Annotated in this window: 12 protein-coding genes; 8 read left to right on the forward strand and 4 right to left on the reverse strand. The window is 64.9% G+C overall.

Features of this window, described 5'->3' with window-relative positions:
* Positions 1-40: 40 nt before the first annotated feature.
* Both moaA and AC1RQK_RS34265 read right to left on the reverse strand, forming a co-directional pair.
* Positions 41-1,165, reverse strand: coding sequence for a GTP 3',8-cyclase MoaA (moaA, locus tag AC1RQK_RS34260; RefSeq protein WP_416049191.1), 1,125 nt, complete (start codon positions 1,163-1,165; stop codon positions 41-43).
* A 227-nt stretch (positions 1,166-1,392) separates the two neighbouring features.
* The gene (locus tag AC1RQK_RS34265; protein ID WP_492813820.1) at positions 1,393-4,530 is read right to left on the reverse strand and encodes an Rne/Rng family ribonuclease; all 3,138 of its coding nucleotides are present in this window, start codon (positions 4,528-4,530) and stop codon (positions 1,393-1,395) included.
* A gap of 768 nt (positions 4,531-5,298) precedes the next feature.
* Between AC1RQK_RS34265 and AC1RQK_RS34270 the strand changes: the two genes are divergently transcribed.
* The 4 genes from AC1RQK_RS34270 to AC1RQK_RS34285 all read left to right on the forward strand — a co-directional run bounded on the left by AC1RQK_RS34270 (position 5,299) and on the right by AC1RQK_RS34285 (position 8,596).
* Complete coding sequence (locus AC1RQK_RS34270) at positions 5,299-6,300, forward strand: RluA family pseudouridine synthase (protein ID WP_492813822.1); 1,002 nt, start codon at positions 5,299-5,301, stop codon at positions 6,298-6,300.
* Positions 6,301-6,319: 19 nt separating this feature from the next.
* Positions 6,320-6,979, forward strand: coding sequence for an HAD-IA family hydrolase (locus AC1RQK_RS34275; protein ID WP_492813824.1), 660 nt, complete (start codon positions 6,320-6,322; stop codon positions 6,977-6,979).
* Complete coding sequence (locus AC1RQK_RS34280) at positions 6,972-7,364, forward strand: Rieske (2Fe-2S) protein (RefSeq protein WP_492374601.1); 393 nt, start codon at positions 6,972-6,974, stop codon at positions 7,362-7,364. Before AC1RQK_RS34275 ends, AC1RQK_RS34280 begins: the two co-directional genes overlap by 8 nt.
* 62 nt (positions 7,365-7,426) lie before the next feature.
* Entirely contained in the window at positions 7,427-8,596 is a 1,170-nt protein-coding gene (locus AC1RQK_RS34285; RefSeq protein WP_492813826.1) for a S49 family peptidase, read from the forward strand.
* 81 nt (positions 8,597-8,677) lie between these two features.
* On the opposite strand, the gene AC1RQK_RS34290 is transcribed toward AC1RQK_RS34285, so the two are convergent.
* Both AC1RQK_RS34290 and AC1RQK_RS34295 read right to left on the reverse strand, forming a co-directional pair.
* On the reverse strand, positions 8,678-9,409 hold the full coding sequence (locus AC1RQK_RS34290) for an SAM-dependent methyltransferase (RefSeq protein ID WP_492813828.1): 732 nt from the start codon (positions 9,407-9,409) through the stop codon (positions 8,678-8,680).
* A gap of 51 nt (positions 9,410-9,460) precedes the next feature.
* Positions 9,461-10,060, reverse strand: coding sequence for a Maf-like protein (locus AC1RQK_RS34295; RefSeq protein ID WP_492374598.1), 600 nt, complete (start codon positions 10,058-10,060; stop codon positions 9,461-9,463).
* A gap of 249 nt (positions 10,061-10,309) precedes the next feature.
* Here AC1RQK_RS34295 and AC1RQK_RS34300 point away from each other — a divergent pair, with 249 nt between their 5' ends.
* The 4 genes from AC1RQK_RS34300 to AC1RQK_RS34315 all read left to right on the forward strand — a co-directional run bounded on the left by AC1RQK_RS34300 (position 10,310) and on the right by AC1RQK_RS34315 (position 13,645).
* Positions 10,310-10,906, forward strand: a complete 597-nt coding sequence (locus AC1RQK_RS34300) for a DUF177 domain-containing protein (RefSeq protein ID WP_492813830.1) — start codon at positions 10,310-10,312, stop codon at positions 10,904-10,906.
* A 119-nt stretch (positions 10,907-11,025) separates the two neighbouring features.
* Complete coding sequence (gene rpmF / locus AC1RQK_RS34305) at positions 11,026-11,205, forward strand: 50S ribosomal protein L32 (protein ID WP_006158597.1); 180 nt, start codon at positions 11,026-11,028, stop codon at positions 11,203-11,205.
* A gap of 323 nt (positions 11,206-11,528) precedes the next feature.
* Positions 11,529-12,605 carry a phosphate acyltransferase PlsX gene (gene plsX / locus AC1RQK_RS34310; protein WP_492374596.1) on the forward strand — a complete coding sequence of 359 codons (1,077 nt, stop codon included), beginning with the start codon at positions 11,529-11,531 and terminating at the stop codon, positions 12,603-12,605.
* Positions 12,606-12,664: 59 nt separating this feature from the next.
* Positions 12,665-13,645 (forward strand): beta-ketoacyl-ACP synthase III, encoded by a 981-nt coding sequence (locus tag AC1RQK_RS34315; RefSeq protein WP_150983156.1) that lies wholly within the window; start codon positions 12,665-12,667, stop codon positions 13,643-13,645.
* Positions 13,646-13,707: the final 62 nt, after the last annotated feature.

The following is a 13,707-nucleotide window of genomic DNA, read 5'->3' on the forward strand; positions in this document are numbered from 1 at the left end:
ATGGGAGGATAGGGTGATGGGTTGGGCGGGGTGGCTGTCGTCAGCCGCCAATATAGGACATCTCGATCTTGTTCTCGGCACGCGCCTGCCGCACCGCGGGGTCGCTGCGCTGTTCGGAGTAGTGATCGGTGCGCCCTTGCCAGACCCCGGCAATGGCGTTCGAGATTTCCAGGTCGCTGTGCTCGCCGCGCAACAGCGCGCGCAGGTCGTAGCCTTCGGTGGCGAACAGGCACAGGTAGAGCCGGCCTTCGGTTGACAGGCGGATGCGGCTGCAGTCGCCGCAGAAGGCGTGGGTCACGCTGGAGATCACGCCGATCTCGCCGGCGCCGTCGCGGTAGCGCCAGCGCTCGGCGGTCTCGCCGCTGTAGTTGGCTGGGATGGCTTCCAACGGGAAGGCCTCGTGGATGCGGCGCACTACTTCGGCCGAGGGCAGCACCTCGTCCATCTGCCAGTGGTTGCTTGCGCCCACGTCCATGAACTCGATAAAGCGCATGATGATGCCGCTGCCGCGGAAATGTGCGGCCATCGGCACGATTTCCCCATCGTTGGTGCCGCGCTTGACCACCATGTTGACCTTGATCGGCGCCAGGCCGGCCGCCTGGGCGGTCTCGATGCCGTCCAGCACGTCGCGCACCGCGAAGTCGACATCGTTCATGCGGCGGAAGGTGGCGTCGTCGATGGCGTCCAGGCTCACGCTCACCCGCGTCAGGCCTGCATCGCGTAGCGCGCGCGCCTTGCGGGCCAGCAGCGAGGCGTTGGTGGTGAGGGTGAGGTCCAGTGGTTTGCCGGACACCGTATCGATACGCGCCAGCATTTCCACCAGCTTCTCGATGTTCTTGCGCAGCAGCGGCTCGCCGCCGGTCAGGCGGATCTTCTCGACGCCGTGCGCAACGAAGAGGCGAGCCGCGCGCTCGATTTCCTCGAAGCTCAGCAACTCGGAATGGGGCAGGAAGGTGTAGTCCTTGTCGAACACTTCCTTGGGCATGCAGTAGACGCAGCGGAAATTGCAGCGATCCGTGACCGAGATACGCAGATCATGGAGCGGCCGGCCGCGCGTGTCGGCAACCAGCCCGGACGGTGCGGTGAGCACGGCCGGAATGCTTGGCGTCATCGAGCGGTAGCGATGATCGCGCAGGTCGAAAATGGGAATGACGGATTCGGTCATGGCCTGGGGGCGTGGCAGTGCGGGTGACGGGCGGTTCTGGCGCGATTGCATGGGGCAGCATCGCCCGTTCCGGGCACCATCTTTCGGGTGCCATCTATTTGTCATTCTAGCCGAGCCGGGCATGGTACCGCCGGCATCACCCGGGACATTGCCCGCAAACAAAGCCCGCAGGCATGAAAAAGGGACGGCATCGCCGTCCCTTTTCTTGCTACCCGCGAGGGTGCCGCTTACTTCTGCGGCGTCCCAGCGGTATCGCCACCGGTTTCGACCAGGATCATCGGACCTTCAGGCAGCGGCGGCAGGGGCTTGCGCTCCCGCACGACGCGCGGTGCCGGCGGGATGCTGGCAGCCGCTTCCTGCGCAGCGCGCAGCTTGCTGGTGTCGGTGTTGACCCACTCGAGGCCAGCCGAGGCCAGCATCGGCTGCAGGCTTTCGACCGCCACCGGGGCTACCCGGGCTACCGTTGCCACCGGGGCAGCGACCGGCACTTCAACGGCAGGCGCCACAACAACAGCAGGGGCTTGCACGACTGCTTCAGCCACAACCGGAGCCGGTGCCGGCTGGTAGGCGGCCGGGCTTGCTGCGATCGTCTCAACCACCGTTTCAGCCACCGGCTCGGCAACCGTTTCGATGATCGGCGCAGCGACTGGCGCAGCGACCGGCGCCGAGATCGGCGCGGCCTGCACGAACACCGGCTCCGCCGGCAGTGCCACGGGCTGTTGCGTCACTACGGCAGCTTCGGCGGGCTGGTAAGCCGGAGCGCTCGGCGCGGCTTCGGCAACCGGCACGGCGGCTTCGATCGCAGGCGCTTGGGCGACCACAGCCGGGGCGGCGGCCTGGGTGCTTTCGCGCACTTCCGCCGTGTACTCGCCTTCAGCGCTTTCCGCGCCTTCGGTTGCCTGGGCGCCGTCGTCGCGTTCGCGGCGATAGCGGTTGCGGCCACGGCGATTGCGGCGGCGGCGTTCTTCGCCTTCACCGTTCTCGGTGCCTTCCGTGCCTTCCGGCAGGTCGGTGCGTGCGTTGTCGGCGTCATCGTGCGAGGCAACCGCTGCGGCTACGGCCGGCGCTGCCACGACAGCTGCGGCGGTCGCGGTTACGGCTTCGGCAGCCAGGCCTTCGGTGGCTTCGCCTTCGCGCGGCGCGTCGCCTCGTTCACGCTGGCGGTCGCGCTGGCGCTCGCGGCGTTCCTGGTTGCGGTCGCGGCGGCCTTCGCCACGGCCTTCCGTACGCTCGGCCGGTGCGCCTTCGGGCTGGCGGGCCGGCTGGACTTCCAGTGCGGCCTGGCGCGGGGCCCGGCTGTTGCGCTCGCCGCGTTGTTCGCCACGTTCGCCGCGCGCTTCGACGCGCTCGCCACGCTCCGCGCGCTGTTCGCCGCGGTCCGCGCGTTCGGTGCGCTCGCCACGTTCCTGGGGTGCGCGCTCGCCGCGCTGGCCACGGCCCTGGCGGTCACCACGTTCGCCTCCCCGCTCACCACGCTCGCCACCGCGTTCGCCGCGCTGGCCACGGCCTTCACCGCGTTCGCCACGTTGGCCGCGTTCGCGACGGTTCTCGGCGCTGCGCTGCTCTGCGTCAACCGGCTTGGCCGGCTCGACGGCGGGCGCTGCGGGCTTGGCGCCGAACAGGTTCTTCAGCCAGCCGATAAAACCACCGCCGACCACCGGCTGGGTAGCCGGCACCGGACGTGCGGCTGCCGCCGCGGCTTCCGGGCGCGGGGCGCGCTCTGCGCGCGGCACGGAGACGGGCGCCGGCTGTTCCGGGGTGATGCCCTTGACGGCAGCTTCCTGGCGCGGCTTGGCATCTTCCTTCTTGCGGCTGCTGTAGCTGGTGTCGGCTTCCAGTTCCTTGGCGGCAGCCTCGGCCATCTTGTAGCTGGCCATGCTGTCTTCCAGGCGCGGGTCGTCGTGACGCAGGCGCTCCAGCTTGTAGTGCGGGGTCTCCAGGTGCTTGTTGGGGATCAGCAGCACGTTGACCTTGAAGCGCATCTCGATCAGGTTGATGTCCTGGCGCTTCTCGTTGAGCAGGAACGCGGCCACTTCCACCGGCACCTGGCAGTGGATGGCGGCGGTGTTTTCCTTCATCCCTTCTTCCTGGATGATGCGCAGGACCTGCAGGGCGGAGGATTCGGTATCCCGGATATGGCCGGTGCCGTTGCAGCGCGGGCAAGTGATGTGCGAGCCTTCCGACAGCGACGGGCGCAGGCGCTGGCGCGACAGCTCCATCAGGCCGAAACGGCTGATCTTACCCATCTGCACACGGGCACGGTCATGGCGCAGTGCATCCTTCAGGCGCGTTTCCACGTCCTTCTGGGCCTTGCTGGCTTCCATGTCGATGAAGTCGATCACGATCAGGCCGCCCAGGTCGCGCAGGCGCAGCTGGCGGGCGATTTCGTCGGCGGCTTCGAGGTTGGTGCGCAGCGCGGTTTCCTCGATGTCGGCGCCCTTGGTGGCGCGGGCCGAGTTCACGTCCACCGAGACCAAGGCTTCGGTGTGGTCGATCACGATGGCGCCGCCCGAGGGCAACATCACCATGCGCGAGTACGCCGACTCGATCTGGTGCTCGATCTGGAAGCGCGAGAAGAGGGGGACGTCGTCCCGGTACTTCTTCACGCGGTTCATGTTGTCGGGCATGACCACGCTCATGAAGGCGCGGGCCTGCTCGTAGATTTCGTCGGTGTCGATCAGGATCTCGCCGATATCCGGCTGGAAATAATCGCGGATGGCGCGAATCACCAGGCTGGACTCGAGATAGATCAGCAGCGGGGCCTTGTTGTCGCCGGCGGCGCCGTCGATGGCCTTCCACAGCTGCAGCAGGTAGTTCAGGTCCCACTGGAGCTCTTCGGCCGAGCGGCCGATGCCCGCGGTGCGGGCGATGATGCTCATGCCCTCGGGCACGGCCAGCTGGCCCATGGTCTCGCGCAGTTCCTGGCGGTCCTCGCCCTCGATGCGGCGCGATACGCCGCCGCCGCGCGGGTTGTTGGGCATCAGCACCAGGTAACGGCCGGCCAGCGAGATAAAGGTGGTCAGCGCCGCGCCCTTGTTGCCGCGCTCTTCCTTTTCTACCTGGACGATCAGTTCCTGGCCTTCATGCAACGCGTCCTGGATGCGCGCGTTGCGCACGTCCACGCCTTCCTTGAAAAAGGCGCGTGCGACTTCCTTGAAGGGCAGGAAACCGTGGCGTTCTTCGCCGTAGTTGACGAAGCAGGCTTCCAGCGAGGGCTCGATCCGGGTGATGACACCCTTGTAGATGTTGCCCTTGCGCTGTTCGCGCCCGGCGGCTTCGATGTCGATGTCGATCAGCTTCTGACCATCGACGATGGCGACGCGCAGTTCCTCTTGCTGCGTCGCGTTGAAAAGCATGCGTTTCATCGCATTACCTCACTCAATGCCGCGGATTGCACCGGCATGCGGTGCCCGCGGCGTTCGTTCCGTGGAGCACGCGAGGGAGCGAGTGAGGGCGCGAGAATTGCCGAAAGCGCCGTCGCGCAAATGAGCGCGGCCGGCTGGGCACGGGTGAAAGAGAGGTAACGACGTCGAAAGCGCCGTCCGCATGGTCGGAGAGAACGCCGGTGTGCTGCTTTGCGCAGCGACCCAGCGGGTTTCCGGCTGGCATGGCGGCGGTGCGGGCGCAAAGAGGCGCCATCGCACCGCGGCCGGCCGCGGAAGGGCTAGACGCGTCAAAGAGCAAGTTTGTCGTCACGGCAATGCTGCTTCGCTTCCTGACATCTCCTGGCGGGCGCACCTACTGCTTCTTGGAGTTCTGCGACCGGGCGCCGGTATAACCAGTCAGGCGGCGTTGGAAGCATGCCGGCGGCACCGTTTCCCGGTGCGGGCGGGACTTCTCTCACCAGAGTGGATGCCGGGTGGGCATCCACTATCAAATTCTGTTCTACCTGAACACTACTCCCACGTGACCGCCGTCAGCGCCGAAGTTGCCTTTGGGCGACTTCCTGCGCGGGCGATACCGTGCGTGCTGCGTTTTTGCTGCCATTTACCAGCCCCGGGCTCGCGTGGTACGCAAAGAAGCGGGAGGCTGGCAGGGTTGGCGGCAACCCGAAGTGTAAAATACGACGAATCGCCTACACCTGACTTGCGCTGCCGGTCTTTGGCCGGAACAGCGAGGAAATTATATTGAAAATGAATGAGTTACGCCATCAAATTGAAAAAGAGGTGCGGCCCGCCGCGGCCGGGCCCCAGGTGGCGTACGTAACGATTGGCGACGAAGCCGATGGCCAGCGTATCGACAACTTCCTCCTGAAGCTCTCGAAAGGGGTGCCCAAGAGCCATGTCTACCGCATCCTGAGGTCGGGTGAAGTGCGTGTGAACAAGGGGCGGGTCGACGCCACCTATCGCCTGCAGTTGGGCGATGTGGTACGGATTCCGCCTATGCGTGTGGCGGCTTCGGCACCCGATGCCGGCAAGTTCGTGCCGCCGGCCAGCTTTCCGGTGGTCTTCGAGGATGAATACCTGCTGGTGATCAACAAGCCTGCCGGCGTGGCCGTGCATGGCGGCTCTGGCGTGGCATTCGGCGTCATCGAGCAATTGCGGCGCGCCCGCCCGCAGGCCAGGTTCCTGGAGCTTGTGCACCGTCTCGACCGCGAGACCTCCGGCCTGCTGGTGCTTGCGAAGAAGCGTACGGCGCTGGTGAACCTGCATGAGCAGATGCGCGGCAGTGCGCTGGACAAGCGCTACTTCGCCTGTGTGGCGGGGCATTTCGAGAATGCCCGGCAGCACGTGAAATTCCCCCTATATAAGTACACCACCCCGGAAGGCGAGCGCCGCGTGCGGGTGCAGGAAGATGGCATTGCCTCGCATACCGTGTTCAACCGGCTCGAGGTCATGCCCGGCTACACCTTGCTCGAGGCCGAGTTGAAGACAGGGCGGACCCACCAGATCCGGGTCCATCTGGCGCATTCGGGCTTCCCGATCCTGGGCGACGAAAAATACGGCGATTACGCCCTCAACAAGGCGCTGGCCCGCAGCGGCGCCAATCCTGGGCTCAAGCGCATGTTCCTGCACGCGCACAGCCTGACATTTACGCATCCGATGAGTGGAGAAATCACCACTGTAGTTGCACCCATGCCGCCGGAGTGCGAAGCGTTCCTGCAGCAAGCCCGTAACCTGCGCGCCGCCGACTAAGGCGCTAACAAGGATATTCATGGCCAGGCAACGCTTCGACCTGATCGTGTTCGACTGGGATGGAACCCTGATGGATTCCACCCCGACCATCGCCAAATGCATCCAGCTGGCCAGCCGCGACCTCGGCTTGCCGGTGCCCGACGACAGCGCCGCCAGTCACGTGATCGGGCTGGGACTCAAGGACGCGCTGTCGTACGCCGTGCCCACGCTCGATCCCGCCGACTATCCCCGGCTGGCCGAGCGCTACCGTTTCCACTTCCTGACCCGCGACGCCGAACTGGTGCTGTTCGACGGGGTGCGCGAGATGCTGGAAGCCCTGCGCGCCGAGCACTATTTCCTTGGCGTGGCGACGGGCAAGACCCGCGTCGGCCTGCAGCGCGCCCTGGAAGCAACCGACCTCGTGCGCCTGTTCGACGGCACGCGTTGCGCCGACGAGACCTTTTCCAAGCCCCACCCGGCCATGCTGCAAGAGCTGACCGGCGAACTGGGGCAGGACATGGAGCGCACGGTGATGATCGGCGATACCACCCACGACCTGCAGATGGCGGCCAATGCCGGCGCGGCGGGCATCGGCGTAGGCTACGGCGCGCATCCCGCGGACGCCCTGCGCGCGATGGCGCCTCTGCATTGCGCGACGTCCATCGCCGACCTGAAAGACTGGCTGCTGGCGCATGCTTGACGCAACGGGCCAGGGGATGAGGGGCGCGCGTCACCTGTGTGCGGCCGAGGACCTGGCTGACGGCGGCGCCGGGGTGCGTTTTGTGGTCGAAGTGGGTGGGCGCGCCGTGAGCGCGTTTGTCGTGCGCTTCGAGGGGGCTGTCCACGGCTACCTGAACCAGTGCGCGCATGTGCCGATGGAGCTCGATTGGCAGGAGGGACAGTTTTTCGAGTCCTCGGGCCTATACTTGATGTGCGCGACACATGGCGCGGTTTATGCGCCGGACAGCGGCTTGTGCGTGGGCGGCCCCTGCCGGGGCGCTTCATTGTCCAAGCTGCGCGTCGAAGAGCGCGACGGCAATGTGTACTGGCTGCCTGAAAGTCCATACGAAGCACCCGCGGGCTAGCGGGCCGCCGGCAGGCCCGGCGCCCCGGCCCGCCTATCTATTCATAATCAAGAGCCAACTGCATGACTGAACAGCAAAAACCGCCGCAGGACGAACCCGGCAAGGCGCAGGAACCGGTGGCTTCGGCCAGCGCCGGGGCGCCCGGGGCGGGGGATGACCGGCTGGAAACCGCCTCGCAGGCCGATTACCCGCTGGAGCAAGAGCTGCGCGCCGGAGATGCTGCTTCGCAGAGCGAAGCCGGCCAGCGCCAGGCGCGCATGGCCGGTCGTGACGTCGGCCCCGTCCCCACGGGGGCAGGCTGGGAGCGGGATGTGCTGGAAAGGGTGCTGATGGCGACGCTGCGCGAGCAGCGCGCGGCACGCCGCTGGCGCATTTTCTTCCGCTTCGCCGGGCTCGCTCTGCTAGTGCTGATTTTCTTTGCCGTTTTCGACTTCAAGGGCGACGGCACCATTGCCACGAGCGGTCGCCATACGGCGATGGTGTCGCTCGACGGCGAGATCGCTGCGGGGACGCCGGCCAGCGCCGAATCGATCAACGCAGCCCTGCAAGCCGCATTTGCCGATACCAATGCCGCCGGGATCATCCTCAAGATCAACTCGCCGGGTGGCTCGCCGGTACAGGCCGGCATGATCAACGACGAGATCCGGCGCCTGCGGACGCTTTATCCCGCCAAGCCGTTCTACGTGGTGGTGGAGGAGATCTGCGCCTCGGGCGGCTATTACGTGGCGGCGGCGGCCGACAAGATCTATGTCGACAAGGCTAGCATCGTCGGCTCGATCGGCGTGTTGATGGACGGCTTTGGCTTCACCGGGCTCATGGACAAGCTGGGCGTCGAGCGCCGGCTTTATACCTCTGGCGCCAACAAGGGCATGCTCGACCCATTCTCGCCGCAGGTGCCTAGGCAGAAGCAATATGCCGAAACCATGCTCAAGCAGATCCACCAGCAGTTCATCGACGTGGTCAAGGAAGGCCGAGGCGATCGCCTGAAGGACGATCCGGACCTGTTCTCCGGCTTGTTCTGGTCCGGCGAGCGCAGCGTTGAGCTGGGCTTGGCCGACGGCCTGGGTAACGCGGATTACGTGGCGCGGGATCTCTTCAAGGCAGAGGACATCGTCGACTACACCGTCAAGGAGAATATTGCGGAGCGGGTAGCCAAGCGTTTCGGCGCGGCGATGGGCACGGCGGCGATGAAGACCATGCTGTTCGGCACGCGCGTGCAGGCCATGCATTAAGCCAGCCGAGCTGGGCACGGAGTAAAAAATGGGGCGAAAACGCCTCATTTTTCGTTTGTTTCTTCGTTGGCCGACCGTCGCTCAGGCTGCCAGCAAGGAGAAAATGGCCGGGCGCTTGTTCAGTGCCAGCCGCTCCGGGCGCCAATCGGAGATGGGCAGCGTGACGATCGTCTCGCTTGGCAAGGTCAGGTCTACCGCGATCGACAGCAGGCTGGTGCCTGCGCAATGCTGGCGCATCGCTTCCAGCAAGGGGCCATTGCGGTACGGCGTCTCGATCCAGACCTGGGTCTGGCGTGCCTTGCGCGATAGCTGCTCCAGCTCGCGCAGGCGCTTGGCGCGCTCGCCGGCATCCACCGGCAGGTAGCCGTTGAAAGCAAAGCTCTGGCCATTGAGGCCGGACGCCATGACGGCCAGCAGAATCGAGCTCGGGCCCACCAGCGGGCGCACACGCACGCCCTTGGTGTGAGCCAGGCGCACCAGGTTGGCGCCGGGATCGGCCACCGCCGGCACGCCGGCTTCCGACAGCAGGCCGCCGTCGCGCCCTTCGCGGATCGGTGCCAGCAGTGCGGCCAGTTCGCCTTCGCGCGTATTGACGTTGAGTTCGCGGATCTCGATCTGCTGGATTGGCTTGCCCAGCGGGCAGGTTTCGCTGAGTTTCTTCAGGAAGGCGCGTGCCGTCTTGGCATTTTCCGCCACCAGGTAGTCCAGGCTGGCCGTGATTTGCTGCACGCCAGCCGGAATGACATCCGCGAGCGGGTCGAACTCGTCGCGTTTGCCCAAGGTGTTGGGGATCAGGTACAGGGTGCCGCTCATGCTTGGGTTCTCATTTGTCTTCTGTGGCTTGGCGCGGGGTGGGCGAAGCCCTTAGTCCTGGAAGAAAGGGTAGCCGGCCTGGCGCAGCATATTGGTCAGCGCGATCAGGGGCAGGCCTACCAGCGCGGTGGGATCGTCGGACTCCATATGCGAGAGTAGGGCGATGCCCAGTCCTTCGGATTTGGCGCTGCCCGCGACATCATAAGGGCGCTCGATGCGCAGGTAGGCGTCCAGCTCCTGGTCGGAAAGATCGCGGAAAGTCGCGCGCGTCTGGATATCCGCCAGTTGAGCCTCGCCGTTACGACTGTCAAGCAGGCACAACGCCGAGTGAAACGTGACGGTACGGCCGCGCATCCACTGCAATTGCGCCAGGGCCTTCTCGTGGGAGCCGGGTTTGCCGATCTGCCTGCCGTCCAGCGTGGCGACCTGGTCGGAGCCGATGACCAGGGTGCCCGGATGCCGCTCGGCAATGGCCTGTGCCTTGGCGTGGGAGAGCCGCAGCGCGGTGGCCTCGGGGCTTTCGCCAGGCTGTGGCGTTTCGTCGATGTCGGGAATCGCCACCTCGAAAGGAATGCGCAGGCGCTCCAGCAATTCGCGGCGATAACGTGAGCTGGAACCCAGGATCAGGGTGGGGCGGGAAGTTTGCGACATAAGTAATTGAGCGAAAAGGGAAAGCGGCGAATGGCCGTCTTCCAAAATTTTGACCGCGGCAGCAGAATCGACGTATAATCTCGCGTTTAGCCAAGCAAGTCCGGCGCAATACCGTGTTTTTTCCGGTGTTGTGTAGCTTCCGAGTCACGTTTCGACGGTGCGTATACAGGTATATGCCAGGTATACGTAAAAAATGCGTCGAAGCCGCGATCCTCCGGGATGCCTCCCGGCATGACGGCACAATAAGACATGACCCAGCCGATTGACCTGCGCGCGCTCGATCTCTTTGCGTTCTGCCGCGCTGGCGACGACGCCACCGGCGAAGTTGCCGCACGCGATTTGCCGCGCATCATAGCCGAGACTGCGGCGCAAGCGCCAGCGTCGGCGACGGACGAGGTGTTCAGCTACGCGCTTTCCGGCTTTGTCGAGGAAGAGGCGAGCGAGCCCGGCAAGCCCGCGGTGGAGCGCCTGTTCGTCGACCTGGCCGTGAATGGCCGGGTCTGGCTGGATTGCCAGCGCTGCCTGCGGGTCTACGAGCAGCCGATCGCCACGGACATGTGTTTCGAGGTGGTCGCCAGCGAGGCGGATGCCGATGCGGCGCCCATGGACGATGACGAGCTCGATGTGATTGTTGGCTCCAAGCGCTTTGACCTGCTGACGCTGATTGAAGATGAAGTGCTGTTGGCTTTGCCGGTGGCGCCCAAGCATGACGTTTGCCCCACGGTGCACGAAAGTCTCGTGACCGGGGTGGACGGACAGGCGGAACCTGAACCAGAGGTTCTGCCGGAAGAAGAAAAACGGCCTTCGCCCTTTGCGGCGCTGGCCGGCCTGAAAACGAAGCACTGAAGCCGGTTCGCCGGCATCTGGCAACGTTCGAAGGCACCAGGATCAGCATCCGGCCGGGCCCGGCTACGCCTCGTGCGGGATGCGTGTGTTACCATTGAAAAATTCTCGAAGGAGTCATCATGGCAGTTCAACAGAACAAGAAGTCGCCCTCCAAGCGCGGCATGCATCGCTCGCACGACCACCTGACCACGGCAGCGCTGGCAGTGGAGCCGACCACGGGCGAAACCCACCTGCGTCACCACGTGAGCCCGAACGGCTACTATCGTGGCCGCAAGGTCATCAAGACCAAGAACGACTGACAGATCGTTCGGCGTGACTTTGCGTCTCGTACGCGCACGTTGTTAGGTCAAAAACAAAAAAGCGGCAAAATCGTTGCCGCTTTTTTGTTGCGCGCTCGCAGCGCAAACCGTAGCGCAGGCTTCCATCGGGCCGATTTGCGCCGCCGGCTCAAGCTGAGTGCATGGCTAGATGCCATGCGCGGCGGCGAGGGCGGCGCCAGATCTCGCCGTGGAGCGCTCCGGGAGTGCCGTCGGGTTGCCACCGGCTGGTCAGGGTCATGCCTGCCCGGCTCGGGAGCCAGGATTTCAAGTCACGCCGACCAGCGCTTCTGCACCAGGAAACAATGACGATCAAACTAGCTATCGACTGCATGGGTGGCGATCACGGTGTCTGCGTGACCGTACCAGCGGCGATCAGTTTTCTCTCAAGCCATAGCGACGCCGAAGTGGTGCTGGTCGGCTTGCGGGACAGCATCGAGCCGCAGCTCAAGAAGCTGCATGCGCTCGACCATCCGCGCGTGCGCATTGTGACCGCGTCCGAAGTCATCACCATGGATGACCCCGTTGAAGTAGCGCTGCGCAGGAAGAAGGATTCCTCGATGCGCGTGGCGGTGACCCAGGTGAAGGAGGGACTGGCTGGCGCATGCATCTCGGCGGGCAATACCGGCGCCCTGATGGCGGTGTCGCGCTATGTGCTGAAAACGCTCGAAGGCATCGAGCGGCCGGCTATCGCTACCACCATTCCCAACGAGCAGGGCTGGGGTACCACGGTGCTAGACCTCGGTGCCAATGCCGACTGCGAGCCCGAGCACCTGCTGCAGTTCGCGCGCATGGCGGAGGCCATGGTTGCCGTGGTGGATCATAAGGAACGCCCGAGCGTCGGCCTGCTTAACATCGGCGAGGAAGTGATCAAGGGCAACGATGTGGTCAAGCGCGCGGGTGAGCTGCTGCGCGCTTCGGAACTCAACTTCTACGGCAACGTGGAAGGCAACGACATCTTCAAGGGCACCACCGATATCGTGGTGTGCGATGGCTTTGTCGGCAACGTCGCGCTAAAGAGCAGCGAAGGGCTGGCCAAGATGATCGCCAACATGATCAAGGAAGAATTCACGCGTTCGTGGTTTACCAAGCTGCTGGCGGTCCTGGCTTTGCCGGTACTCAAGCGATTGTCCCGGCGCCTGGACCCGGCGCGCTACAACGGCGCGTCCCTGCTCGGCTTGCGCGGGCTGGTTGTCAAAAGTCATGGTTCCGCCGACGCGCACGCTTTTGAGTGGGCTATCAAACGCGGGTATGATGCGGCCAGGAATGGTGTGATCGAACGCACCATTCAGGCCTTCGCCAACAAGTCAGGTAACAGCACTCCGGCTACCGGCCCGCAGTCAGGCGCCGAGGATTCCAGTCCAAGCCCGCACGCCGCCTGAGGTCTTGATGTAGATGCCGCGGGCGACGACCCGTGGCCAGACGATCGATCCGACATTACATGACAAGCTACGCAAAAATCATCGGGACCGGGAGCTATTTGCCTCCGCGGCGCGTCACTAACCAAGATATCGCGGCGCAACTGGCTGAGAAGGGCATCGAGACCAGCGACGAATGGATCTTTTCGCGCAGTGGCATCTCGGCCCGCCATTGGGCCGAGCCGGATGTCACCAGCAGTGACCTCGCCGTCAAGGCGGCGGAGCGCGCGCTGGAGGCTGCCGGCATCGATCGCCAGAGCATCGACCTGATCATCGTTGCCACTTCCACGCCCGATTTCGTCTTCCCCAGCACCGCCTGCCTGGTGCAGCAGAAGCTTGGTATCACCAACAACTGCGCGGCGTTCGACCTGCAAGCGGTGTGCTCCGGCTTTGTCTATGCGCTGGCCACCGCCGAGAAATTCATCCGCAGCGGTTCACACCGCAATGCGCTGGTGATTGGCTCGGAAGTGTTTTCCCGCATCCTGGATTTCAACGACCGCACCACCTGCGTGCTGTTCGGCGACGGTGCCGGCGCAGTCGTGCTGTCGGCCTCCGAGGAGCCCGGCATCCTGTCGTCGGCGATGCACTCCGACGGCAGCCACGTGGATATCCTGTGCGTGCCGGGCAACGTCTCGGGCGGCAATATCACCGGCAACCCCTTCTTGCACATGGATGGCCAGGCGGTGTTCAAGCTGGCGGTCACCGTGCTCGACAAGGTAGCGCGCGAAGCACTCGCGGGCGCGCAGTTCCCGGCGGAAAAGGTCGACTGGCTGATCCCGCACCAGGCCAATATCCGCATCATGCAAAGCACGGCCAGGAAGCTTGGCCTGCCCGCCGAGCGCATGGTGGCTACGGTGCATGAGCACGGCAACACCTCGGCTGCCTCGATCCCGCTGGCGCTCGACGTGGCGGTGCGCGATGGCCGCATCGGCGCAGGGCATCACGTGCTGATGGAAGGCGTGGGTGGCGGCTTCACCTGGGGCGCGGTACTGCTGCGCATGTAATATTCGGGCCGGCGTGGCGGTGTCATGCCGCTGCGCCGACCTGGCGCTATTCATCTTTACGA

It is taken from the genome of Cupriavidus sp. GW822-FHT02D05, assembly GCF_058802485.1.